We start from the raw sequence: 23,311 nt of genomic DNA on the forward strand, positions 1-23,311 counted from the left end.
TTATAACCAAGGCGCCCCAAAGATGAAATGCGGGGCCCGCCCGGGGGAGAACCTAGTTTTTGCTCAGCTCGTCGTGGGGCCGCTTGAGTCGCCGGCATTCCCGGCGTCGAGGCGGGCCTGCTCCAGGTACTCGCGTCTTTTGGCTATGCCCCGCCGAGTACCGTAGTAGGTGCCCAGGTAGACGGCGAAAAAGATGGTGGCCAGGAAGAGCCAGCGGGTGGTGGGACGCAGGCCCTCGCCGCCGCCCAGCACCCATGCCAGGGAGGGGAGGGCCAGCAGGGTGGCGAATAGGTAGGGTAGGGCGCCGGCCTGCGGCGATTTCATGGCATAGCGCCGGTTCAGTCCAAATCCCAGGTTGAGGAACACAAAGCCGAAGGCCAGCAGCACCAGGTAGCCGGTGGTACCCTCCATGGCTACAAAGGAGATGAAGCCGTTGGTAAGGATAATCAGCAGTAGTCCCAGTACCACCGAACCGGTGCTGTAGGCCATGATGCGTTGCCAGTTGGAAGTCATTTCTGCTGTAGCCATGCTTCGGGGTCGAGGTCGGTATTGCGGTCACGGACCAGGAAGAAGAGCGACTCTCCGCGCGGGGAGTCGCTCTGCCCGGCCTTGCCAATGATGTCGCCGCTGCGCAGCAGGGCGCGCTGGCGGACGTTGATTTCGCTGAGATTGCCGTAGGCGGTGATATAGCGCCCGTGTTTGACCATCACCACGTCGCCGTAGCCGGGGATGGGACGTATGGCGATGACGTAGCCGTCGTGTACGGCGCGCACGGTCTCGCCCGGGTCGGTGACGATCTCGATGCCCATGTTATTGGTGACTGTGCCGTAGACCGGATGCCGCCTCCGTCCGAAATGCTCGGAGACGGTGCCGCTCTCCACGGGCCACCGCAGGGAGCCCTTGCTGTCGGAAAAGGATTCCTCCATCCGGCTGAGGGTGGCGTCGTCCATGTAGCTCCCGGCGAGGGTCACGCGTTCGCCGGTGGCCTCGTCCACGGTTTCCCCGCCTCCTGTCTCCAGGCTGACAAGGGAGTTGTTGATATCAGTGAGCTGGGAGTCCAGATTGTCCCGGTTGGCCTGGCTTTCGGCCACCTCTTCCCGGTAGCGCTCCAGGTCCTGCCTGAGGGCCTCGCGATCTTCCTCCAGGCCTTCCCTCCGGTCGTCCAGGCGCTGCTTCTCTTCCTGGATCTCGGCCAGCAGCTCGCGGTTACGCTCCTGGGCGGCCAGCAGGTTTTCGCGCGTGCGCTGCAGGCGCTCCTGAGCCTCGCGTACCTGTCCCATCTGCTCCTGTACGTACTCGTCGAAGCGTCCCAGGTAGTAGGCTCGACGCATCATCTGGTTGAAGGACTCCGAGGAGAAGAGCAGGGCCAGTTCGGTGGTACGCCCGTGCTTGTAGAGATAGGTGATAGTGTTCCGGTAGCGTTCCATGAGGGAGCGAAGCTCCCCCTCCCGCCGGTCGATGGCGCGGGTGGTGATGGCGATCTCCTCGCGGATGGAGTTCTGCTCGGCCTCCATCTGTCCCACCTTGTCCTCCTGCAGGGCGATGAGCCGGTTCAGGTTTTCGATGCGTGAGCTGAGGCTGTCGATAGACTGGCTGGCCTCGTCGATCTGCCGTCGATAGCGCTCGATCTGGCGGTTCAGGCGCTGGATCTCCTCGCGGGCGTTCTCCTGCTGCTGCAGCAGGGCCTGGCGCCGCTCTTCGTAGTCCTGGGCGAAGAGGCGGGGCGCCCCGAGCAGGAGCAGGGCGAGCAGCCCGTATGTCACCGCTCTCCTATTCATGATCCATGGTAGATGGGTATGTCCGGGGGAAGGTCGATGCGCAGGGAGTCCAGTTCCGGGTTGATCTCCAGCGAGCGGATCTGGAAGACCACCCTGGCGTTGCCGTCCGCCGAAAAGATAGTAATTTTCCGGGGAATGGCGTAGTCCCCCGTCCGCGCGTAGGCCTCATAGTCGATGCGCGAGTAGGGAAGTCCTGAGGAGGGAGGCTGCTCCACGCGCCGCACCAGGGTGTCGCTGCGTCCCGCGTAGATCTTCCCCCCGCCCTCCAGGTCGGCACGCAGAAGTTCATCGGAGGCGAGCACGCGGCGGATGGGGGCGGCCTCCACCGTGAAGTTGAGCATCTGCAGCACGTTGAGAGAGGCCAGGTGATCGATGCTGCGCAGGCTGCCGGGGCGGATGGGAATCTTGCGGGCGAAACCGTCAAGCCGGTTCCAGATCAGCAGGGTGTCGCCGTCGCTGAGCATTCTGCCGCCCTCAATGCCCAGGCTGTTGCGTATCTCGAGAAGGCTGCGCAGGCGGTTGCCGCGAAAGCGTATGGTCACGCGTTCGGTGCCCTCTTCGCTGCTCACCACCGCGCGTCCCTCTCCCGATACGGCATGCAGGGAGCCGCGGTAGTCGGGCAGGGCACGGGCCAGCTGGGCGGGCGTCACGTCCGTGGGACCGAATTCGGTGTCGGCCAGCTCGCGGGTGGACGAGCAGGCGGCGGCCAGCAGCAGTGCCAGTACGCCGACCAGGGTGCGCGCGCTGTGTGAGGAGGGTATCACGGCCGCTGCTGGAGTTTCTCCTTGAGGTGGGTGCGTGAGGGGGCCATCTCCAGCGCCTTGCGCCACCAGGACCGGGCCTCCTCCAGGTTGCCCATGCGCTCCATCACGTCGCCCATGTGCTCGAGCACCTCCGCGCTGGCCTCCCCGGTGTCGATGGATTTCCGGATGTAGTCGCGCGCCTGCCCGTACTGTTCCAGCTGGAAGTAAACCCAGCCTGCGGTGTCCAGGAAGGCGGCGTTGGCGGGCTGCATGTCAAGGGCTCGCAGGATCATCCGTTCGGCCTCCTCCAGGCGTACCTGCTGGCGCGAAAGGGCGTAGGCGTAGTTGTTGAGCAGGGTGGCGTTGCCGGGATCGAGCTGCAGCGCCTGCTCGTAGGCGCTGTTGCTCTCCTCCCAGGCGTCCAGGCTGGACCAGGCGTCGCCCAGGGTGGTGTAGATGGCCGCTTTCAGCTCGCTGCGGGCGGGCAGGCCGGCAGCCTGCTCCAGTTTCCGGGCCGCCTCTTCGTAGTCGCCCCGCTGCAGGTGGGCGCTGCCCGTGAAATAGAGCACAAAGGGATTCTGGGGCACGTTCTCCTCGGCGCGCGGGGCGAGCTCCACCACCTCTTCGGCGCGGCCCTCCACCGACAGCAGCTGCAGGCGCTGTATCCAGGCCTGGCTGTTGGAGGGCATCAGTTCGGTGGTGGAGGCCAGGGCCTTCAGGGCGCGGCCGTTCTGTCCGGTGTAGGAGAAAAAGTCGGCCGCCAGGGCGTGGGCGGGTCCGAATTCGGGCTCCGCCTGCCGGAAACGGTCCAGCAGGCGGCCGGTGGCCTCGCGCAGCTCGACGCCGGCGGTGTCCTGGCGGAAACGCGAGAGCATGAACTCGGCCACCGACATCTTGGCGTCGCGGGCGACCAGTGAGTCGGAAACCAGGTCGCCCAGCAGGGTGGAGACGCTGTCCCATTTGGCCTCGGAGGCCAGCATTTCGGAAAACATAAGCAAGGTGTTAGGGTCACGCCGGTTGCGCTCCAGCGCCTCTCGGAGCATGGCCTTGGCCTGCCCGTCACGGCCCATCTTGCGGTAGAACTGGCTGAGCAGCTGCAGGTTGGCCAGGTTGCCGGGGTCCAGCTCGCGGATGCGGTTGAGGGTGGCGATGGAGGAGTCCTGCTGTGCCATTTCGCTGAAGTTGCGCAGCTTCTGCAGGTAGACCTCCACAGAGGGCCCCCGCAGGCGGATCATCCGGTTGTAGAGCCGGTTTGACTCCGCCCGCTCGCCCTGCCGGGCCAGCGCGTCGGCCAGCCGGTAGATCACGTCGGTATCGTTGGGATGGTGCTTCAGGGCTTCCCGCAGCTGGGTTACGGCGGCGTCGTTGCGGCCGGCCGTGCGGTAAATTTCCTCCAGTTTCAGGCGGAACCACTTGTTGGCGGGCTCCAGCTCAACCGCCTGCCGTCCGTAGGCGGAGGCGTCGGGGAGTTTGCCCGCGCGAAGATAGGCGTCCGCCAGCGCAAAATTGACGGCGGCATGGTCCGACAGCATGGCCTGTGCGGCCGAGAGCAGCTGTACCGCCTCCGTGTACTCTTCGTTCTCAAATGCCCGCAGGCCCTCGATGTAGGCGGCCCGGGCCTTGAGGCTGTCAGGGGGTTCCCCGCTGCGCTGCTGGGCCTGCGCGGCCAGTGAAACGCCCAGCAGAAGGGCGGCGAAAAGTATGTGGATGAGCGGATGCTTCATGATATTGCGAGCACGGTTGGAGCACAAGAAACGCGTGCCCCGCTTCAATAGTACCACTAATTCGGGGATCATGCGATGGCCTTTCTCCATACATTCAGCCGCCGGAAGGCGTGCTTCATGCGCGAGCCGTACCAGCTGAACCATTCGCCCTCCACCAGCAGCACCCGCGCGTCGGGGACGTGCTGCTCGACCGCCTGCAGGTGCTTTTCCTTGAAAGGGTAGGGCTCGCTGCTGAGCAGCACCAGTTCGGGGTGGCGGCGCGCCAGCTTCTCCGGCTCGAAGCGCGGGTAGCGCGTCTGGGAGCCAAAGACGTTGCGCAGGCCCCAGTGGGTCAGCACGTCGTGGATGTAGGTATCTCCGCCCACCGTCATCCACGGGTCCTTCCAGATGCAGTAGGCCGTGCGCAGGTCGGGTTCGTCGGGACGCTCCTCCAGAGCCTCGCTGATTCCACCGGTGAGCTCGCGTGCGGACTCCCCGCATCCCAGGTCCCCGCCCACCTCGTGAATGGCCAGCAGAGCCTCCTCGATGGTGGCGATGCGGGTGACCCGCACGTGGACGGCCTCCTGCAGCCGCTCCACATCCTCGCGCCGGTTCTCCTCGCGGTTGGCCACCACGTAGTCGGGTTCCAGCTCAAGAATGTCATCCACCCGAGGGTTTTTGGTCCCCCCGATAATGGGCACCTGCTCGACCTTCTCCTTGGGATGCACGCAGAAGCGGGTGCGTCCCACGAGGCGGTCCCCCGCCCCCAGGTCGAAGAGCAGCTCGGTGAGGCTGGGCACCAGGCTTACGATGCGTTGCGGTGTGGGATCCATGGTCTGTGGTTCAGGTCAGTCGGTTCACGATGGCCTCCACCTGGCGGGCGTAGCTTCCGCCGAAGAGGTTGGTGTGCACCAGCAGGGGATAGAGGTTGTAGAGGTCGACGCGGTCCTCGAAGCCCGGCTCCAGCGGGCTCTCCTCATCGTAGGCGCGGTAGAACGCTGCGGGAAAGCCGCCGAACAGGCGGGTGAAGGCCATCTCGATTTCGCGGTGGCCGTAGTAGACGGCGGGATCGTAGATCACCGCCTCGCCATCGGGTCCCCAGTAGAAGTTGCCTCCCCAGAGATCGCCGTGCAGCAGGGCGGGCGGTTCTTCGGGGATGAGCTCCTCCAGTTTGCCGTAGAGACGCTCGAAGGCGCGTGCGATTTCGGCGGACAGCTTTCCGTCGTCTACCGCCATGGCTACCTGGGGCTCCAGCCGCTCCTCCCGGAAAAAGTCGGTCCAGCGTTCGTGGGCACGGTTCGACTGCGGCAGGCGGCCGATGTAGTTGTCGTGGTCCAGTCCAAATTGCTCACGGCTATGGCCGTGCTGTACGGCCAGGCGCCGGCCGAATCGCTCTGCGGCGCCCCCGGCGGGGCTGCCCTCCTCCACGTATTCCATCAGCAGGTATCCGGTGCCGCCGGTTTTCCCGAAGGAGAGCGTGCGGGGAATGCGGAGTCCGCTGGCGGCCGCGCGAAGCTCTTCCAGCCCCAGGCTCTCCGCGCGGAACATGTCCGGGTCGGCGGCGCGGTTCCATTTGAGAAAACAGGTTCCGTGTGTGCCGGTCTCCAGTCGCGCCGCCTCGTTGATGCTGCCGCCGGATACGCGGGTAACGCCGGAAATGCGCAGGGGCTCTCCCACGCCCGAATCGGGCCGGACGCCCTCGAGTGCGTCGCGCAGCTCCCCGGGAATCATGATTCGGTGCCGGAGTCGGCGTCCACGCGCTCGGAGAGCCGGTCGAGTAGCTCCTGGCAGGAGCGGCGGACCACCTGGAAGACCTTTTCGAAGCCGTCTATGCCCCCGTAGTAGGGATCGGGCACCTCGCGATCGCCGGGATTGGGGTCGAACTCCCGCATCAGGGCTATCTTGTGACCGTACCGACTTTGTGCGTCCAGGCTCTTGATGTTGGAGAGGTTCTCCTTGTCCATGGCCAGGACCAGGTTGTAGTAGTCGAGGTCGGAGGACTCAAAGCGGCGGGCCCGCGAGTGCAGGGTGATGCCGTGACGGTTGGCTGTCTGCTGGCTTTTGCTGTTGGCCGGCTCGCCTATGTGGTAGGCGGAGGTGCCGGCCGACTCAATTTCAAAATAACCCTGCAGGCCCTCCTCGTTTACCAGGTGCTGAAACACGCCCTCGGCGGTGGGACTGCGGCAGATGTTGCCCAGGCAGACAAAGAGGATGCGGAAGGGAGAATCCTTGGTGATCGGTTTGTCAGGAATCATGGGGTCGTTATTGGGTTGGACGGAAGATAGCTTAAGCCGGGCAGAGGATGCAAAAAGCCCTGGGGTCCATCAATATTAAAATTCCTCCTTCCATGTGAATTGGAGAACTAAGACTTGTATCTTGGGCGACTGTTGACGTTGCGGGTTCCCTCCCGGGGATCTTCAAACCTACGGTTAATCGGCGATTTTTTTGTATATTTGCGGTTTTCTGTAAGCCAAAGCAGTATGTAAACGGCCTTTATGAGCAAACAGTTCGAAGAAGTAAAGAAACTCAACTACTCCAAACACGAGGTGGAAACCCTCCGCTGGTGGAAGGAGAACGACATCTTCCGCAAGAGCCTCAGCAGCCGCGAGGAGGGCATCCCGTTTACCTTCTATGAGGGACCCCCGACGGCAAACGGCAAACCGGGCATCCACCACGTAATGTCGCGTACGGTGAAGGACCTCTTCTGCCGCTACAAGACCCTCAAGGGTTTCCGCGTGGAGCGCAAGGCGGGATGGGACACCCATGGCCTGCCGGTGGAGATCGAGGTTGAGAAGGAGCTGGGGCTCGAGGGACGCGAGCAGGTCGAGGCCTTCGGCATGGACAAGTACAACGAGAAGTGCCGCAGCAGCGTGCTGAAGTACAAGGACCTGTGGGACAAGCTCACCAATCGCATGGCTTACTGGGTGGACCTGGACGATCCCTATGTAACTTTTGAGAACGACTACATCGAGTCGGTCTGGTGGGCCTTCAAAACCCTCTACGAAAAAGGCCTGGTCTACCAGGGCTACAAGATCCAGTGGTACTCTCCCGGCAGCGGCACCGTGCTCTCCTCCCACGAGGTGAGTCTGGGCTACCAGGAGACGCAGGATCCCTCCATTTTTGTGAAGTTCCCGGTGGACGGCGAGGAGAAGACCTATTTCCTGGCCTGGACCACCACTCCGTGGACCATCGTCTCCAACATGGCCCTGGCCGTGAATCCCGACCTCGACTACGTCCGCGTGCGCCTGTCGGAGGGCGGCCGGACCGAAGACTATATCCTGGCCAAGGAGTGCCTGGAGGAGGTGCTCGACCACGACTACGAGATCGTGGAGGAGTACCGCGGCAGCGACCTGGTCGGCCGCACCTACGAGCCTATTTTCGACTACGGCCGCCGGGCCCATCCCGAGGCGGACGCCTGGAAGGTGATCGAGGCCGATTACGTCTCCACCGAAGAGGGCACTGGCCTGGTGCACATCGCCCCGGCCTTCGGCGCCGACGACTACGACCACGCCATCGACAAGGGCATTCCCCTGTTCAACCCCATCGACGGGGACGGTCGCTTCACGGAGCAGGCCGGAGACTTCGCCGGCCAGTGGTTCAAGGACGCCGACAAGGAGATCGCCCGCGCCATCAAGGACAGGCACATGATGTACAAGCACGAAACCTGCGTGCACAACTACCCCTTCGACTGGCGCAAGGGCACCCCGCTTATGCAGTTTCCGGTGGAGTCGTGGTTCATCCGCACCACCGACGTGAAGGACAAGATGGTCTCCTCCAACAGGGAGATCAACTGGAAGCCCCCCAGCACCGGCACTGGACGTTTCGGCACCTGGCTGGAGAACAACGTCGACTGGGCCGTCTCCCGCCAGCGCTACTGGGGCACCCCCATCCCCCTCTGGGTCAGCGACAAGGACCCGGATTACGTGGAGTGCATCGGCAGCGTAGAGGAGCTGCGCCGCAAGGCGGGGCTGCCGGAAGACAAGGAGATCGACCTGCACCGCCCGCACATCGACGGCATTACCTGGGAGGGGCCCAACGGCGGCACCATGCGCCGCATCCCCGACCTGCTGGACGTCTGGTTTGACTCCGGCTCCATGCCCTTCGCCCAGTGGCACTACCCCTTTGAGAACAAGGAGCTTTTCGACGAGAACTTTCCTGCCGATTTCATCGCCGAGGGGGTTGACCAGACCCGCGGGTGGTTCTATACCCTGCACGCCCTTGGCACCATGCTCTTCGACCAGCCCGCCTACCGCAACGTGGTTTCCAACGGGCTGGTGCTCGACGAGAACGGCGAGAAGATGAGCAAGTCGAAGGGCAATAGCGTGGAGCCCTTCGAGGTGATACAAAAATACGGGGCCGACACCGTCCGCTGGTATATGATGAGCAACTCTTCTCCCTGGGAGAACCTGCGTTTCAGCGAGGATGGACTGCAGGAGACCCAGCGCAAATTCTTCAACACCTTGGTGAACACCTACTCCTTTTTCGCGATGTACGCCAACATCGACGGCTTCACCTACGACGGCACGCCCATCCCCGCCGGGGACCGCACGGAGATGGACCGCTGGATCATCTCGCGCGCCAACACCACCGTAAAGCTGGTGGACGAACACCTGGACGACTACGAGCCCACCAAGGCGGCGCGCGCCATCGAGGATTTCACCGAGGAGCTCAGCAACTGGTACGTGCGCCGCAACCGCCGGCGTTTCTGGAAGGAGGGCAAGAGCCTGGACAAGAAGGCCGCCTACCAGACCCTCTACGAATGCCTGATGGACCTGGCCAAACTTATCTCCCCCATCGCTCCCTACCTGGGCGAATGGCTCTTCCAGCGCCTCAACCAGGTTACGCAAAAAGACGAGGAGTCGGTGCACCTCTCCTTCTATCCTACGGTGGAGGAGACTGCCATCGACAAGCAGCTGGAGAACCGCATGCAGATGGCGCGGCAGATCTCCTCCATGGTGCTCAGCCTGCGCAACCGCATCGAGATCAACGTGCGCCAGCCGCTGGCCCGCATCATCCTGCCCATCGAGAACGAGGAGGACCGCCAGGCTGTGGAGTCGATGAAGGACATTATTCTGGACGAGGTGAACGTTAAGGAGATCCAGTACGCGGACGACGACTCCGGCATCGTGGAGAAGTCGGCCAAGCCCAACTACCCTGTGCTGGGCAAGAAACTGGGCGAGAAGGTCAAGGCCCTGGCACCGCGCGTGAAGGAACTTACCACTGAAGAGATTACGCAATACGAGCAGAGCGGCTCCATTGAAATCGACCTGGGCGGGGAGTACGGTACCGTGCGCCTGGGCAGCGAGGGACTTGAAATAAGCCGGACCGGCCTGGAAGGCTGGTCGGTGGAGACCGAGGGCGGGCTCAGCGTAGCCCTCGACACCGAGATGACGCCCGAACTGGAACGCGAGGGGTTGGCCCGCGAGTTTGTCAACCGCATCCAGAACATGCGCAAGGAGGCCGATTTCGAGGTGGTCGACCGCATCTGGATCGGTTTCGAAGGCTCCGGCCGTCTGGAGGAGGCCGTTGCGTCCATGGATGACTACATCCAACGGGAAACCCTCGCCGAAGAGATTCACAGCAAGAAGCTGGAGGTCTCGGATTTTGTCAAACAGTGGGAAATCGGTGACGAACCATGCACCATTTCCATCAGAAGAACCCCCAAACAATAAGGTGTGCTTATGGCATCCCCCAAAAATGATGAACGCGTATCTCCCTATTCGGACGAGGATTTGGAGTATTTCAAGGAGATCATTCTGAAAAAGCGGTCGGAGGCCGAGAATGAGCTGGAATCGCTGCAGAACTCCCTCCGTGACAGTATGGAGAACGCCTCCGACGAGTCGGCCTACTCCTTTCACATGGCGGACGCCGGCACTGACGCCCAGGAGCGCGAGAAGACCTACATGCTCTACAACCGTACCCGCAAATTTGTCAAATACCTCGACGAAGCGCTCAAGCGCATCGAGAACAAGACCTACGGGGTGTGCAAGGTGACGGGCAAGAAAATCTCCAAGGGCCGCCTGGAGGCCGTACCCCACACACAGCTCAGTATCGAGGCCAAGTTAAAACGCCGTTGAACGTACCTGCTGTCCCTGCGTGTCTATCGAATCCTCCCATAACGCCAAACTTTGGGCCCTCAGCCTGCCTGCCGTACTGGTGGTGGTTCTCGACCAGGTCACGAAGTACCTGGTGCGGACGACTCCCGAGCTGCAGAACTGGGACTTGGTTCCCGGCCTGCTCTCCTTTCACTACACACAGAACCCGGGGATGGCCCTGGGAATGGACTGGGCTCCCACACCGGTCATCAGTTCCGTCGCCATCGTGGTCGCCCTGGGTCTGCTGGTCTACATCCTGAAAACCCTGCACCATGCCACTGCGGGCTACCTGGTGTGCATGGGACTAATTATCGGAGGGGCCTTCGGCAACATCATCGACCGCCTGATCATGGCGAAGATTCAAGGCTACGGGGGTGTTCTCGATGGACACGTCGTCGATTTTATTCACTTCACCATGATCGCCCCTGACTGGGTGCCCTGGCTGGGCGGTTATCCCGTCTTTCCTTACATTTTCAACATCGCCGACTCGGCCATAAGCGTGGCCATAGTCGTGCTGCTTCTTTTCCACCAGAAATTTCTGCATCCGCAGACGCGCGGAGATTCCGGCGCCCACGAGGCCGCGGAGACTTCACCGGAGGGTACAGCTACTCCCTGACAATGCTGTCGAGGAATTCGGGATCGTGGGGGTCCAGTTCCTTCAGTTTCAGGTCGTGTCCCATCTTGTCCCTCTTGGTCTTCAGGTAACGCACGTTTTCGGGATAGGCGCCCACTTCCAGGGGCACGCGCTCCACCATCTCCAGACCGAAGCTTTTCAGCCCCACCCTCTTGACCGGGTTGTTGGTCATCAGCCGCAGCTTGCTCACGTCCAGCGTGCGCAGAATCTGCGCCCCCACGCCGTAGTCGCGGTGGTCGGGCTCGAAGCCCAGGGCCTCATTGGCCTCCACCGTGTCCATGCCCTGCTCCTGCAGCTTGTAGGCCTTCAGCTTGTTGACGAGTCCGATGCCCCGTCCCTCCTGGTTCATGTAGAGCACCACGCCCCGGCCTTCCTTCTCCACCTGCAGAAGGGCCTGGTGGAGCTGCTCGCCGCAGTCGCAGCGCTTCGAGCCGAAAATGTCGCCCGTCATACAGGACGAGTGCACCCGCACCAGCACCGGATCGCTCTCCTCCCAGCTTCCTTTAGTGAGCGCCAGGTGGTGGTCGCCGGTCAGGCGCTCTTCGAAGGCGTGCAGGTTGAAGTCGCCGTAGATGGTGGGCAGGTTCACCTGGACGATCTTGCGCACCAGGGTCTCGTTCTGCATGCGGTAGGCGATGAGGTCCTTGATGGTGACGAGCTTCATGTTGAACTCGTCGGCGATCTCCACCAGGTCGGGGATGCGGGCCATCTCCCCGTTGTCCTTCATGATCTCGCAGATGATGCCGGCGGGCCTGAGCCCGGCCAGGCGCGCAAGGTCGATGGCCGCCTCGGTATGGCCGGCGCGGCGCAGCACGCCGCCCTCGGTTCCGATGAGGGGGAAGATGTGGCCCGGCCGGCGGAATTGTCCCGGCTGGGCGTCGTCACGGATCAGCTCGCGAATGGTGTTGGCCCGGTCGGAGGCGGAAATGCCCGTGGTGGTCAACTCCTTATGGTCCACCGAGACCGTAAAAGCGGCCTCGTCAGGGTCGGCGCCCTCGTTGACCATGTAGTCCAGGTCCAGCGAGTAGGCTTTCTGGCGGGTGATAGGCACGCAGATGAGTCCCCGCCCGTATTTGGCCATCAGGTTGACCGCTTCCGGGGATACCTTTTCGGCGGCCATCAGGAAGTCGCCTTCGTTCTCGCGGTCCTCGTCGTCCACGACGATGACCATGCGACCCTGTTTAATGTCTTCGACAGCTTCTTCAATGCGGTCGAAGCGGGTGGAGCCGGACATGGCGCTGGTGCCTAGTTATCGTTCTTGTTGGGATTGACGTCCGTAATGGAGCTTTTCATAAAGCGCGCTTTCACGCCCTTGTCAATTTCGGCCAGTACAGAGTCCTCCTCAACAGCCGTAACCTGTGCCACCATTCCGCCCGAGGTGACGATCTTGTCGCCCTTCTCAATGTTGGAAACTTTCTCCTGGATCTCTTTTTGGCGCTGGCTCTGGGGACGGATGATGAACCAGTAAAAAATGAGGAAGATGGCCGCCATGAAGATGAGGCTGGTCCACCCGCTTCCTTCCTGGCCGGCCATGAACAACAACGGTGCTGATTCGAACATGTAAGGGTGCATTTGGTTGGTGTGGATGGTGCTGCAAAAGGCAAAGATACCATTTTTGGCACCTTCCTACAATTTGGGGCGCGGGGAGGAGGGGCTGCGCCGGTCTCAGCCGCCGGGATAGAATTTGCCGTCGCCGGAGGCGTGGTCACGCAGCAGGCCGGCCGGCTTGAATCGCTCGCCATGCCGGCTTTCGAGGCGCTCCAGGCGGGCGAGCACCGTGTCGGGCCCTTCCCGGTCAATCAGCCGGAAGGGTCCCCCGAGAAAGGGCGGGAAGCCCAGTCCCAATATGGCGCCCATGTCGCCGTCCTCCGGCCGGTCCAGGATCTCTTCCTGAAGGCAGTGCAACGCCTCGTTGACCATCACCAGGCTCATGCGGCGCTGCACCGCCTCCGACTCCATCTCCTTGCGGCCGGAGCTCCCGAAATGACGGTAGATCTCCTCGTTGGGAGATTTTTTCTTTCGTTCGCCGTTTTTCTGCTCGTAGCGGTAGAATCCCCTGCCGTTCTTTTTGCCCTCGTAGCCCTCATCGTGGAGCTTCTTGGCCTTGTCGCTGGGCTGGGCGCCGCGGGCGCTGAACATGGGATTGAGCACGTCGGTGATGTGGGCGGCCACGTCGATGCCCACCTCGTCGAAGAGTGCGGCAGGTCCCACAGGAAAGCCGAAGTCCTTCATAATGCGGTCGAGCTGTTGGATGGAGATGCCCTCCTCCAGCAGGGTGAGTGCCTCGTTCATGAAAGGCGCCAGGATGCGCGTGGTGTAGAAGCCGGGTCCGTCGTGTACCACGATCACGTGCTTGCCCTGCTCGATGCCCACCTGGCGGGCCGTGGCAGCCACCCAGTCGGCCGTCCGGTCGGTGGTGATGATCTCCAGCAGGGGCATTTGGGGTACGGGCGAGAAGTAGTGCATGCCCACCACCTGCTCCGGCCGGGAGGAGGCCTCGGCGATGTCGGCGATGGGCAGGGAGGAGGTATTGGAGGCGAAAATGGCGTGGTCGGGCAGCACCTTCTCGGCTTCACGGAGGATGTTTCGCTTGAGTTCCAGGTCCTCGAAGACCGCCTCGATGACCAGGTCGACGTTTCCAAAGCCCTTGTAGCTCCCGCTCGGGGTGATCAGTCCGCTTACGCGGTCGCGCTCAAAGGAGGAGATAATGCGCTTGGATACTTTCTTGTCCAGCTCCTTCCATACGGCCCGCTTGCCCTGGGCGGCCTCCTCGGCCGAGCGGTCCTTGAGCAGCACCCGGTAGCCGTTGTTGGCGCTTACGTCGGCGATGCCCGAGCCCATGAGTCCCGCGCCTAGCACGCCCAGCTTGCGGACCGGCCGCGCCAGCTCCTTCTGCGGGTTTTTCTTGGCGCCCTGCATGCCGAAAAAGAGATTGACCAGCGCCTTCGATTCGGGGGTGGCGGCCAGCTCGCCGAAGGCCTTCGACTCGGCCTCCAGGCCGGCTTCGAGGCCCTGTCGCATGCCTGTCTCCACGCATTCGATAATGCGGGCGGGGGCCGGATAGTTACCCCGGCTCTCTTTGGCGGCGCGCTTGCGCGACTGCCGGAAGATGATCCATCGTCCCAGGGGGTTGCCCTCCAGCAGGCGGGCAAGCAGTCCCCGCTTGTCCTTGCGGGAGAATTTGCCGGCGTTCATGCGCTCCACGGCGGCCAGCGCGGCGGTAAGCACCGCGTCGCGATGGGTGAGCTCGTCCACCAGTCCCATCTTGTAGGCCTGCCGGGGATAGATGTTCTTGCCGGTGAGCATGTAGGTGAGGGCGTTCTGCAGGCCGACCAGGCGCGGAAGGCGCTGCGTGCCGCCCCCACCCGGGAGGAGCCCCAGTTTTACCTCCGGCTGTCCCATTACGGTTTTGGAATGGCGGGAGGCTACGCGGTAGTGGCAGGCCATGGCCACCTCCAGACCCCCGCCGAGGCAGGCCCCGTGAATGGCGGCCACCACCGGTTTGTCGAGCTTCTCCACCTGCAGCAGCAGCTCGTTGCCGCGTCGGCTCAGCTCCTCGATGTCTTCCGGCGCCTCCTTGTTCTTGAGCATCTCCACGTCGGCCCCGGCGATGAAGGCGTCTCTCTTGCCGCTGACCAGCACCACGCCCTTCACCGAGGGCCGGGAGAGTTCGTCCATAGCTCCGGTGAACTCCGAGATCAGCTCCTCGTTGAGGGTGTTCACGCGGGAGCCGGGCTGGTCGAGGGTGATCACGGCCACATCGTCGCGGTAGGAAATATCCAGGTAGCTCATGGCAGTCGGTCAGGATGAAAGACGTTCCAGGATGAGGGCGTGTCCCTGTCCCCCGGCCGCACAGGCGGCCACCAGGGCGAAGGTGCCGTCCTCGTCGTGCAGCCGGTTGACGGCGGTGGTCACCAGGCGCGTGCCGGTGGCCCCGAAGGGATGGCCCAGCGAGAGGGAGCCGCCCAGGGTGTTGAAGCGGTCCATGGGAATCTCCCCCACAGCCTTGTCGCGCCCCAGCTTCTCGCGGGCGAAAGTTTGGGAGTCCAGCGCCTTGAGCACCGTCAGGATCTGTCCGGCGAAGGCCTCGTGGAACTCGAACACGTCGATATCGTCGAGGGTGAGTCCCATGGCGTCCAGCACCTTCGGCGTAGCGTAGGCGGGTCCAAGCAGCAGCTCGTCCTTCGGGTCCTGCGCCACATAGGTGTAGGCGCGGAGGACGGCCCTGGGATGCAGTCCCAGTTCCTTCGCCTTGGACCGGCTCATGATCAGCGAGGCCGAGGCGCCGTCGGTCAGGAAGGAGGAGTTGCCGGCGGTGACCGTGCCGTGGGGCTTGATGAAGGCCGGACTGAGCTTTTCGAGCTTCTCCATGGAGGTGTCCTCCCGGAAGCCGTTGTCCTGCTGTAAGGTGGCAAAATCGGGCGGCACCGCCGCGGGGAAGAGCTCATCGTCCAGCTTGCCGCTGTGGGTGGCCTCGGCCGCCAGTCGGTGGGAGCGGAGGGAATAACGGTCCTGCTCCTCCCGGCTGATGCCAAACCGGGCCGCCATGCGGTCGCAGCTCTCGCCCATGGTCTCCCCGGTGGAAAATTCGGCGATTTCGGGGATATCGGGCAGCAGGTCCGAGGGACGCAGGCCCTTGAAAAAGGAGAGCCAGTCTGACAGCGACTTGTACTTGCGGGCGTCCAGCAGCTTCTGCCGGAATTTCCTGCGGAACCGGATGGGGATGTCCGACATGGTCTCGGTGCCTCCCGCCAGCACGATCTCGCACTGTCCGCTGCGGATCAGGTCCACCGCGCTGGTAACCGCCTGGTTGGAGGAGATGCAGGCCATGGTCACCGTGTGGGCCGGCACGGAGTCCGGCACACCCGCCCCGAGAGCCGACTCCCGGGCCACATTGCTGGTGTTCACGTCCTGGATGACCGTCCCCATGATCACGCGGTCCAGCTGGGAGGCGTCGATGGCGGAACGCCCGATCAGGCCTTCGATGGCCATGCGTCCCAGGTCATAAGCCATCAGCTCCCTATACCCGGTGCCGGATCGCTGGAAAGGAATACGGCCGCCGTCCACAAACACGGCGGTACGTTCGGGTCGGGAGGATTCATCCATGGGAGGGCGCCCTCGGGAGGCGCAGGTTAGATTGAGGTTCCTTTGCCAGGTAAGCTAAAATGGGCCAACGGCGGCTGCGAGTCAAGGGGAAGTTAACAGTGTTAACCTGTAAGTCATTTCCCCGCACATTCCGGTGAAAAGCGTTTTGTCTGCATTTCCATTCTTCGTATATTTGCACATCGCTTCCGGGCGGTGCCCTGCCCGTAACAATCCCGAGAGGGGTGGTTAGCTCAGCTGGTTCAGAGCACCTGCCTTACAAGCAGGGGGTCACTGGTTCGAATCCAGTACCACCCACACACAGGATTTTATCGTTTTTTAAGAGCCCCGTTTGGCCGTCCTCCTCCTCCCAGGCCATTCGGGGCTTCTTTTTTTAATCCTTTTCAAACACCCTATCCCCCCATTTGCGCTCCCGGCGGGTGAGCCACGATCCCTGTCCCCGCTGCCGGACGAAGCGGCAGCCGCGGGCCGAGATCCAGCAGGCCAGGAAGGCCAGCAGCACAGCCGAAACGGTGGCCACCGGCTGCAGGGACACGTTACCGTAGACGGCCTGCCCAAAGTCTACCGCCCGGTTCAGGTGGGCCATGACCTGGTTGAGAGCCTCGCCCCCGTATCGCTGGTTGAAGGCGGCCGCAGTAAGGGTATTGTAGTCCTCGATCACGCGCGCCAGCCATGCGGCCTGATCGGGCCAGGCTACCACGCGGCGGACCGCCTCTCCCAGCGACCCGAAGCCGGTCGCCAGTTTCTCAGGAAAGGATCCAGGCGCAGCCAGCGTGATGAGGGCGGCCAGCCCGGCCGCCGCTTTCAGCAGGTATTCCATCAGAAAGAGGATGGGCCTGATTACCATGTCAGCAGGGGAGTATCTCATGGCTGGCTTTGGGTTCAACGGGGACGCCTGAAGTATAGCAAAATATGCCGGAAGCTCCGCCCGCCCCGCTTGTTCCGTTGCATGTATCCGGGATTTAACCGTATTTAAAGACAGTAATCTGGAGAGACTGCGTTTCAGCGTACATACGGCAGGTGTTACCCTCTAACTCACACCAACCAAAGAAACGGGGTTCATATGGATGCCAAAAAGTACCTGATTGCAACGGTAACGGGGCTGATCGTGATGTTTGTTCTCGCCTACCTGGGACACACCCTCCTGATGGAGGCCATGTTCGAGAATTCTCCCATGGATGCCATCGCCAAAGATATGCCCAGCATACCGGGCATTGCAGTGGCCTACCTGGTTCTCTCGCTGCTAATGGCCTACATGTATCCGAAGGGGGTGGAAGGCAGCAGCGTGATGGGCAACGGGCTGCGTTTTGGCCTGCTGGTGGGGCTGCTCTTCTCGGTACCCATCTCTATCATCATGTACAGCACCATTGAGGGCGGCACTGTTACCATGATTGTGGCTGAGGGCGTCTGGCATATGATCGAACAGGGCGCCGGCGGCATGGCTATAGCCTACGTATATGGCGCGTCCGGCAACACCTCCTCGGCTTCGCCGGGCATGTAGCCGGTAGACAGAATTAAAAAGCAAACCCCGCAGGCCCAATCTGGGCTGCGGGGTTTGTTATAGGCGGGATGGCCTGCGGGGGATTAGTTTCCGCTGAGCGTAACGGTGCCCAGGTCGGTTTCCTCGCCTTCCTCCACTTCGATGTCTGTAATTGTGGTGTCGGCCCACGCATCGCCGGTAGGCTCGATGGAAAGGCGGTAGGTGCCTGCATCCAGTCCCCGGAAAAGGAAGCTTCCGGTGGAGTCAGGTTGGGTGGAGGAGGTGTCGTCCTCCATAATGGCAAAGATATTGGGATGGGCTTCGACCGGTTCGACCTGTCCTGCAAGGGACCCCGTATCGGAATCCCCTCCGTTTTCCACGAACGCCTTGAGAACGGGCTTCAGCAGGTACATGCCACTGTTTCCGGCCTTAACCACCGACTGTCCGGCATCAAAGTCAACGACCAGCTCCAGGTTTTCTCCCTCATCGAGTTGGGTGTCAAATCTTACTTTGTATCCGGACTGCTGTCCGCTGGGGACCTTCAGGTCCCGCAGGGAACTGTTCACCATCACGGTGTTATCGCTGCCCAGCAGCAGGCGCAGTTCGGTGTAACGGCCCGGCTCCAGGTCGGCGCTGGCCAGGAGCGTGTCTACGCCATTCTGCAGCTTGAGCAGGTCAACCGTCATGGGCTCCATCTCCAGGTCGATCCACTGCTCGTTTTCGCTGGAATCTTCCTCCGTGGCGTCTGAATCGGGAGGCAGGTGGCGGATACGGAGTCCCTGTACGTCAATATTCACCTGCTGGTAGTCGCCCGGGGCATCGGTCAGGCGGATGTCGATGCGTCCCTTGCCTTCTTCCATCCCGCCCGTTAGGGTGTCGCTGCACGAGTAGCCGACCACAAGCAGCAATGCCAGTGCCAGGATGCTGTTCATCAGGGTGCGCAGGGGAGATGTCGTCGAAAGGTCTTTCATGGTTCTGAGCGTTAAATGGGCATTACATGGATGCTTCAGCATGGTATTGTTACTGTACAATGCGCGGGATGTTCCACGATGCCGCGCGGAGGTAGCAGGGCTAGTGTAGGGGATTTCCCCACAACTGCAAATAGGTCTGTCGTCCATTTGGATAGGCCTTATTTCCTTACATTTACCCTATTCCGGCTTGCAGGCATCCGGCCGGCAGACGGGTCACCGCATGATAGCCCTATGGACGCACAACTCCATATTTCCGTTGACGAGCAGGTCATCAATCCGGTCTGCGAATTTGCCTACAGCTGGTGTCGCAATTGCGGTATGGGAAAAAAGGATGCCGAGCGATTTACGGTAGCTGTGAGCGAGCTGATCAGCAACATCATCCAGTTCGCCTATCCGCGGGAAAGCCGCCACGGCATCGACCTGAGATTTCGGCATACGCTGACCGAAGTGGAGCTGGTGGTCAGCGAGGTGGGCGAGCCCTTCGATCCCGACCGTCATCGTTACGACCCACGCCGGGCCCTGGAAATAGATCAATTCGAGGGAGCCGGGCTGCGCCTCATGCGCGCCTTTACCGATGAGTGTCTCTTCGTCAACAAGGGCAAGGAGGGCAAGGAATTTCATCTCTCCAAGCGCCTTCCCGTGAGTGAGCTGGATACCGTTTTGGAGCGCTCTCGGATTTTAAAGCCTGCCCCTCCCAGAGAACCGGACGAGGGGAAAACGGCGGGGGATGAGGCCCGTGAAGCCTGGACAGTGGAACGTGTGCGGGCAGAGGATGCCGAAGATGTGGCCAAACTGATCTACCGAACCTACGAATATTCCTATACCAAGGAAGACCTCTATTTCCCGAAAAAGATCGAGCAGTCCCTGCTTGCCAAGGAGAAGCTGGGCGTGATCGCCCGGCTGAAGAGCGGCGAGGCCATCGGTTACTTTGCCGTGCTGCGCAAGAAGGATTCCAATATCGCAGAGGTAGGGGAGGCGGTGGTATCCCCGCAGCATCGCCGCCGCGGAGTGATGAGCGCCATGATGGAGCGGCTCATTGAAGAGGCACGCCGGCAGCGGCTGCATGGGCTCTTCGGCAAGGCGGTCACCATCCATCCGGTCAGCCAGCGCGTCAACCATAAATACGATTTTGTGAGTACTGCTCTGCTCTTGGCGGAGACCAGCAGCAAGGTGGTTTACAAGGGCTTTGACGAGCAGTACCCGCAGCCTGTCTCGGTGGTGGTCGATTTCCTGCCGTTGGCCGAATGGTCTCCCAAGAAGGTCTTCCTGCCCGCTCCTTACACGGAAATGCTGTTGGAGACCTACCGACAGCTGAGGGTCCCGATCGAACAGGCAACGCCGAAAGAAGGGCGTATGGCACCCCGGTCGGAAATTGAACTGATCATCAACTACTCCTATGCTACATCCCTGATAGTCGTGCACAAATACGGTCCGGACTTTCAGGAGGTGCTGGGCGACATGCTGGAAAGCCTGGAAGGACAGGAGAAGCGCAACGCAACTTATATGGACCTGCCTTTGGAAAATCCCCTAACGCCTGCCCAGTTTCCCCATATCGTCTCCCTGGGATTTATCTACAGCGGACTGGTTCCCCTCTTCCATCGAGACGCAGACTACCTGAGAATGCAGAAAATCTACAAACCCCTCGACCTGGAGCTGGTTGAGGTCTATTCCGACTTTGGAAAGGAAATCAAAAAACGAATTGCCGATGAGTACCGCCGCCATACATAAGAGGGGGGATTGCGTTTCGGTTACCGTCTCGCGAACTTTCAATTTGCATCTGAGAAACTGCATCCAGGCACGCCTCGACAGCAACGTCAGCTGTCTGAAATTGGATCTTGGGCGATGCCGTTTTTTGGATACCGAGGCTGTTATCTTTCTCCTGCGGTGGATGAAATCCGGAAGGGAACTGGAGCTCGTGGATCCCCCGCCCATTTTACACGAAATTCTGGAGATCCTGGAACTAAGCGAGGAATGGGAACGCCTTTTCAACAAGCAAACCCCCTGATTAATGGCACAAGACGCATCTTCACCCATGGTTGAAATCGAGCTCGACCGCAACCTCTGGAACCGCTGCTACACCGTCCATACGCTGGTGCTCATTGGCAGCCGCGAGGAGGACGGGGAGTACAACCTGGCTCCCAAGCACATGGCCATGCCCATGGGATTCAGCCCCTATTTCGGCTTCATGGGGACGCCTCGAAAAAGTACCTATCGGAATGTGAAGAGGGAGGGTTTTTTTACAGTCAGCTTCCCGGCCCCGGACCAGCTCATTACCTCCAGCCTGGCTGCCTCCCAGAGGGAAGAGGACGACTCCAAGCCCGTGATTCGCACCCTTCCCACCGTACCCGCGCGCAAAGTGGAAGGTTACCTGCTGGAGGGCGCCTGGTTTCAGTTGGAGTGCCGTCTGGACCAGATTGCGGGCAAGTTCGGCGAATGGGAAATGGTGGTGGGCGAGGTGGTGGCGGCCTACGTTCACGAGAAGGCCCTGCGTCGGACGGGAGAGGACGAGGAGGGAGGCAAGCGCATCTACCGGTCGCCCCTGCTGGCCTACCTGTACCCAGACCGCTTTGCGGTGATACACGAAAGCCATGCCTTCCCCTTTCCCAGGAATTTCAAGAGGTGAGCCTCGCATAATGAGTGAACGAGCGCGCGCATTTCAACAGTGGTTTCTGGACCGGGAGGATGCCTTTACCGGCTATCTTCGCTCCCTGGTGGAAGTGGAGACGCCCTCCGACCGGCCCGACTGCTTTGAAGAGCTTTTTGACATCTTGAAGAGTTCATTTGAGGAGCTGAACTTCCGCGTGGAGCACCGGGAGGGGGAGACGTCGGCCGGTCAACTGCTCTGCTTACCGCCGGATCTGCCGCCGGGTGAACCGGCACAGCTCGTCGTAGGACACTGCGACACGGTCTGGGAGGAGGGCACGCTAGGGGAGATGCCCTTCCGGATCGACGGTAACGAGATCTCCGGCCCCGGCGTCTACGACATGAAAACAGGCCTCGCCATGATGGTCTTCGGGCTGCGGGCCATTCGTGAACTTGACGGCACACCGGCTTTGCCGCCGGTCTTTCTGATCACAAGCGATGAGGAAGTGGGCAGCGGGGACTCCCGCGCGCTGATCATGGAACAGGCCCGCCGTGCCCGGCGCACCTTTGTGTTGGAACCCTCGCTGGGCATAGATGGGCGCATTAAAACGCGCCGAAAGGGCGTGGGACATTTTGAAATCGAAATCACGGGCAAGGCTTCACACGCTGGACTGGCCCCGGAGGAGGGAGTGAGCGCCATCCTGGGACTCTCACACATTGTGCAGCAGCTCTTCAAGCTGAACGACCAACAGCGCGGGGTATCAGTCAACGTCGGGACCATCGAGGGAGGAGAGCGTTCCAACGTCATCGCGGCGCGCAGCAGGGCGGTAGTGGACGTCCGCGTGCCTAACAAGGAGGAGGGTCGGAGGATAGGTGAGGCCATTTACAGCCTTGAGCCTGAAATTGACGGGGTGGAGCTGGTGATAACCGGCGACATCAACCGCCCGCCCATGGAGAAGGGGGTGGCCAATGAGGCGCTCTGGCAGATAGCGTGCCGGCTGGGTGACGAGCTGGGGCTGGATCTTCAGGAAGGCACTTCTGGTGGGGCTTCCGACGGGAACTTCACCAACCAGCACTCCCCCACTCTTGACGGACTGGGCGCGGTGGGGGAGGGGGCCCACGCATGGCACGAGAAGATCTTTCTGGAGGAGACCCTCTGCCGGGCGGCTCTTTTTTCGCTACTGCTGCTGGAACCCGAAACCGGGGAAGGCAAGGGCGCCTGACACTGCCGCTCAGCCTGCGACCAGCCGCCCGGCTAGATTATTCAGTTCCTGCCTTCGTTCCCCGATCAGGCCTTCCGCCAGCAGCTGAAGTTCCCTGAGGTTGGCCTTCCGGGTATTGTCCATGCCCTCGTTGCCTTCGTTGAGTCGCACCTGGTACCGATAATAGCGATTTTCCGGCAGCACCTGGCGGAGCTGAAAGTCGATGGTGTCGGCCACCCCGTCGAAGACCACGTCCAGGATGGGTGTGGCCCAGCCGGCCACGCCCCACCGTTCGGCTTTCTGAAGGGCGATGCGCCGGGTCAGTTTGCCGGTTCCCAGGGAGACCAGCAGAATATCCTCCCCCGGCCACATTACCTGAGCCTCGGCCCAGGCGCACATGGCGGGATTGTTGGCGTAGACGCCGCCGTCCACCAGGGCGTAGTAGTCGGTCTCGTCCTCGGGCGCGTCCAGGCGCAGGGGATCGAAGTAGGTGGGCGCGGCCGAGGTGGCGCGGCCTACCTTCTTCATGGGAAAATCGTATTCGCCGGCGAGTTCGGGATCGGAAGCTTTCCGGCTCTTGAAAAACCAGGGTACGCGACGTTCGATCTCGTAGCTGGTGACGACCACCGGTGTGAGGGCTTCCGACAGGCGGCTCTCCCCGAAATATCGGTCGAGTACCTCCTCGATGCCCTTGGGCGGGTATTTGGCGTCGGCCAGGTTGCCCGCCGATCGCAGCCAGTAGCCGAAGGAGCGGTGAAAAATACGGCTGCCTTCGGTGCGGTAGAGGTCCGCCAGCTCTCCCGCGGTATAGCGGGGCGTTCCGTCCTCCCATGGCGTGACCAGTCCCAGCGCCAGGATGCCCCCGGTTGACGTGCCCGCCACCAGGTCGAATAGTTGGCTGACCGGCTGCCCGGCCTCCTCCTCCAGGTGCTCCAGCAGCAGGGCCGGAATGAGTCCACGGATGCCTCCCCCGTCTATGGCCAGTACCTTTTTCATGTCGTATAGGGTTGATGAGCGTG

At 61.8% G+C, this 23,311-nt stretch carries 21 protein-coding genes and 1 tRNA gene; 8 read left to right on the forward strand and 14 right to left on the reverse strand.

From position 1 onward, the window contains the following. Positions 1-63: 63 nt before the first annotated feature. The 7 genes from U5K31_09615 to U5K31_09645 form a co-directional block, all read right to left on the reverse strand. Positions 64-528, reverse strand: coding sequence for a hypothetical protein (locus U5K31_09615; GenBank protein MDZ7772977.1), 465 nt, complete (start codon positions 526-528; stop codon positions 64-66). Beyond that, complete coding sequence (locus U5K31_09620) at positions 510-1,778, reverse strand: peptidoglycan DD-metalloendopeptidase family protein (GenBank protein MDZ7772978.1); 1,269 nt, start codon at positions 1,776-1,778, stop codon at positions 510-512. The genes U5K31_09615 and U5K31_09620 overlap by 19 nt, the downstream gene beginning before the upstream one ends. Then, on the reverse strand, positions 1,775-2,542 hold the full coding sequence (locus tag U5K31_09625) for a DUF4292 domain-containing protein (protein ID MDZ7772979.1): 768 nt from the start codon (positions 2,540-2,542) through the stop codon (positions 1,775-1,777). Before U5K31_09625 ends, U5K31_09620 begins: the two co-directional genes overlap by 4 nt. Continuing rightward, positions 2,539-4,245 (reverse strand): tetratricopeptide repeat protein, encoded by a 1,707-nt coding sequence (locus tag U5K31_09630; protein ID MDZ7772980.1) that lies wholly within the window; start codon positions 4,243-4,245, stop codon positions 2,539-2,541. Before U5K31_09630 ends, U5K31_09625 begins: the two co-directional genes overlap by 4 nt. 68 nt (positions 4,246-4,313) lie before the next feature. Then, a complete protein-coding gene (locus U5K31_09635) occupies positions 4,314-5,057 on the reverse strand; it encodes a helical backbone metal receptor (GenBank protein ID MDZ7772981.1) in 744 nt (247 codons plus the stop codon). 10 nt (positions 5,058-5,067) lie between these two features. Further along, positions 5,068-5,955 (reverse strand): fructosamine kinase family protein, encoded by an 888-nt coding sequence (locus U5K31_09640; protein ID MDZ7772982.1) that lies wholly within the window; start codon positions 5,953-5,955, stop codon positions 5,068-5,070. Beyond that, a complete protein-coding gene (locus tag U5K31_09645; GenBank protein ID MDZ7772983.1) occupies positions 5,952-6,479 on the reverse strand; it encodes a low molecular weight protein-tyrosine-phosphatase in 528 nt (175 codons plus the stop codon). The genes U5K31_09640 and U5K31_09645 overlap by 4 nt, the downstream gene beginning before the upstream one ends. Positions 6,480-6,719: 240 nt before the next feature. On the opposite strand from U5K31_09645, the gene ileS reads away from it, so the two are divergent. Genes ileS through U5K31_09660 form a run of 3 tightly spaced genes read left to right on the forward strand, consistent with a single transcriptional unit; the run spans position 6,720 to position 10,935 of the window. Further along, positions 6,720-9,896, forward strand: coding sequence for an isoleucine--tRNA ligase (ileS, locus tag U5K31_09650; GenBank protein ID MDZ7772984.1), 3,177 nt, complete (start codon positions 6,720-6,722; stop codon positions 9,894-9,896). Between the two features lie 9 nt (positions 9,897-9,905). Next, on the forward strand, positions 9,906-10,301 hold the full coding sequence (locus tag U5K31_09655; protein ID MDZ7772985.1) for a TraR/DksA C4-type zinc finger protein: 396 nt from the start codon (positions 9,906-9,908) through the stop codon (positions 10,299-10,301). A 19-nt stretch (positions 10,302-10,320) separates the two neighbouring features. Then, positions 10,321-10,935, forward strand: coding sequence for a signal peptidase II (locus tag U5K31_09660; GenBank protein MDZ7772986.1), 615 nt, complete (start codon positions 10,321-10,323; stop codon positions 10,933-10,935). Here U5K31_09660 and U5K31_09665 read toward each other — a convergent pair. The 4 genes from U5K31_09665 to U5K31_09680 form a co-directional block, all read right to left on the reverse strand. Then, a complete protein-coding gene (locus tag U5K31_09665) occupies positions 10,925-12,187 on the reverse strand; it encodes a bifunctional 3,4-dihydroxy-2-butanone-4-phosphate synthase/GTP cyclohydrolase II (protein MDZ7772987.1) in 1,263 nt (420 codons plus the stop codon). The two genes, U5K31_09660 and U5K31_09665, sit on opposite strands and share 11 nt — an antisense overlap. An 11-nt stretch (positions 12,188-12,198) precedes the next feature. Next, the gene (yajC, locus tag U5K31_09670; protein ID MDZ7772988.1) at positions 12,199-12,513 is read right to left on the reverse strand and encodes a preprotein translocase subunit YajC; all 315 of its coding nucleotides are present in this window, start codon (positions 12,511-12,513) and stop codon (positions 12,199-12,201) included. A gap of 105 nt (positions 12,514-12,618) precedes the next feature. Beyond that, complete coding sequence (locus U5K31_09675) at positions 12,619-14,745, reverse strand: 3-hydroxyacyl-CoA dehydrogenase NAD-binding domain-containing protein (GenBank protein ID MDZ7772989.1); 2,127 nt, start codon at positions 14,743-14,745, stop codon at positions 12,619-12,621. Between the two features lie 9 nt (positions 14,746-14,754). After that, positions 14,755-16,059, reverse strand: a complete 1,305-nt coding sequence (locus tag U5K31_09680) for an acetyl-CoA C-acyltransferase (GenBank protein MDZ7772990.1) — start codon at positions 16,057-16,059, stop codon at positions 14,755-14,757. Positions 16,060-16,278: 219 nt separating this feature from the next. Between U5K31_09680 and U5K31_09685 the strand changes: the two genes are divergently transcribed. After that, positions 16,279-16,353: transfer RNA gene (locus U5K31_09685), tRNA-Val, on the forward strand. 76 nt (positions 16,354-16,429) lie between these two features. Here U5K31_09685 and U5K31_09690 read toward each other — a convergent pair. Next, positions 16,430-16,924, reverse strand: coding sequence for a hypothetical protein (locus tag U5K31_09690; protein ID MDZ7772991.1), 495 nt, complete (start codon positions 16,922-16,924; stop codon positions 16,430-16,432). A gap of 195 nt (positions 16,925-17,119) precedes the next feature. Here U5K31_09690 and U5K31_09695 point away from each other — a divergent pair, with 195 nt between their 5' ends. Further along, positions 17,120-17,557 carry a hypothetical protein gene (locus U5K31_09695; protein MDZ7772992.1) on the forward strand — a complete coding sequence of 146 codons (438 nt, stop codon included), beginning with the start codon at positions 17,120-17,122 and terminating at the stop codon, positions 17,555-17,557. 83 nt (positions 17,558-17,640) lie between these two features. Here the strand turns inward: U5K31_09695 and U5K31_09700 are convergent, their stop codons facing one another. Next, complete coding sequence (locus tag U5K31_09700; GenBank protein ID MDZ7772993.1) at positions 17,641-18,507, reverse strand: DUF4382 domain-containing protein; 867 nt, start codon at positions 18,505-18,507, stop codon at positions 17,641-17,643. Between the two features lie 231 nt (positions 18,508-18,738). Here U5K31_09700 and U5K31_09705 point away from each other — a divergent pair, with 231 nt between their 5' ends. From U5K31_09705 to U5K31_09715, 3 genes are all read left to right on the forward strand, one after another. Continuing rightward, positions 18,739-20,235, forward strand: a complete 1,497-nt coding sequence (locus tag U5K31_09705) for a GNAT family N-acetyltransferase (GenBank protein MDZ7772994.1) — start codon at positions 18,739-18,741, stop codon at positions 20,233-20,235. Between the two features lie 280 nt (positions 20,236-20,515). Then, the gene (locus tag U5K31_09710) at positions 20,516-21,130 is read left to right on the forward strand and encodes a flavin reductase (protein MDZ7772995.1); all 615 of its coding nucleotides are present in this window, start codon (positions 20,516-20,518) and stop codon (positions 21,128-21,130) included. Between the two features lie 10 nt (positions 21,131-21,140). Beyond that, complete coding sequence (locus U5K31_09715) at positions 21,141-22,313, forward strand: M20 family metallopeptidase (protein MDZ7772996.1); 1,173 nt, start codon at positions 21,141-21,143, stop codon at positions 22,311-22,313. Positions 22,314-22,322: 9 nt separating this feature from the next. On the opposite strand, the gene U5K31_09720 is transcribed toward U5K31_09715, so the two are convergent. Then, positions 22,323-23,288 (reverse strand): patatin-like phospholipase family protein, encoded by a 966-nt coding sequence (locus tag U5K31_09720; protein MDZ7772997.1) that lies wholly within the window; start codon positions 23,286-23,288, stop codon positions 22,323-22,325. Positions 23,289-23,311 lie beyond the last annotated feature (23 nt).

It is taken from the genome of Balneolaceae bacterium (assembly GCA_034521445.1).
Classification (GTDB): Bacteria; Bacteroidota; Rhodothermia; order Balneolales; family Balneolaceae; genus JAXHMM01.

Bases quoted from the DNA above. Each gene is read 5' to 3' on its own strand.
- U5K31_09615 (MDZ7772977.1), bottom strand. From the start codon at position 528: ATGGCTACAGCAGAAATGACTTCCAACTGGCAACGCATCATGGCCTAC.
- U5K31_09620 (MDZ7772978.1), bottom strand. From the start codon at position 1,778: ATGAATAGGAGAGCGGTGACATACGGGCTGCTCGCCCTGCTCCTGCTC.
- U5K31_09630 (MDZ7772980.1), bottom strand. From the start codon at position 4,245: ATGAAGCATCCGCTCATCCACATACTTTTCGCCGCCCTTCTGCTGGGC.
- U5K31_09635 (MDZ7772981.1), bottom strand. From the start codon at position 5,057: ATGGATCCCACACCGCAACGCATCGTAAGCCTGGTGCCCAGCCTCACC.
- U5K31_09640 (MDZ7772982.1), bottom strand. From the start codon at position 5,955: ATGATTCCCGGGGAGCTGCGCGACGCACTCGAGGGCGTCCGGCCCGAT.
- U5K31_09645 (MDZ7772983.1), bottom strand. From the start codon at position 6,479: ATGATTCCTGACAAACCGATCACCAAGGATTCTCCCTTCCGCATCCTC.
- ileS (MDZ7772984.1), top strand. From the start codon at position 6,720: ATGAGCAAACAGTTCGAAGAAGTAAAGAAACTCAACTACTCCAAACAC.
- U5K31_09655 (MDZ7772985.1), top strand. From the start codon at position 9,906: ATGGCATCCCCCAAAAATGATGAACGCGTATCTCCCTATTCGGACGAG.
- U5K31_09665 (MDZ7772987.1), bottom strand. From the start codon at position 12,187: ATGTCCGGCTCCACCCGCTTCGACCGCATTGAAGAAGCTGTCGAAGAC.
- yajC (MDZ7772988.1), bottom strand. From the start codon at position 12,513: ATGTTCGAATCAGCACCGTTGTTGTTCATGGCCGGCCAGGAAGGAAGC.
- U5K31_09675 (MDZ7772989.1), bottom strand. From the start codon at position 14,745: ATGAGCTACCTGGATATTTCCTACCGCGACGATGTGGCCGTGATCACC.
- U5K31_09680 (MDZ7772990.1), bottom strand. From the start codon at position 16,059: ATGGATGAATCCTCCCGACCCGAACGTACCGCCGTGTTTGTGGACGGC.
- U5K31_09690 (MDZ7772991.1), bottom strand. From the start codon at position 16,924: ATGAGATACTCCCCTGCTGACATGGTAATCAGGCCCATCCTCTTTCTG.
- U5K31_09695 (MDZ7772992.1), top strand. From the start codon at position 17,120: ATGGATGCCAAAAAGTACCTGATTGCAACGGTAACGGGGCTGATCGTG.
- U5K31_09700 (MDZ7772993.1), bottom strand. From the start codon at position 18,507: ATGAAAGACCTTTCGACGACATCTCCCCTGCGCACCCTGATGAACAGC.
- U5K31_09705 (MDZ7772994.1), top strand. From the start codon at position 18,739: ATGGACGCACAACTCCATATTTCCGTTGACGAGCAGGTCATCAATCCG.
- U5K31_09710 (MDZ7772995.1), top strand. From the start codon at position 20,516: ATGGCACAAGACGCATCTTCACCCATGGTTGAAATCGAGCTCGACCGC.
- U5K31_09715 (MDZ7772996.1), top strand. From the start codon at position 21,141: ATGAGTGAACGAGCGCGCGCATTTCAACAGTGGTTTCTGGACCGGGAG.
- U5K31_09720 (MDZ7772997.1), bottom strand. From the start codon at position 23,288: ATGAAAAAGGTACTGGCCATAGACGGGGGAGGCATCCGTGGACTCATT.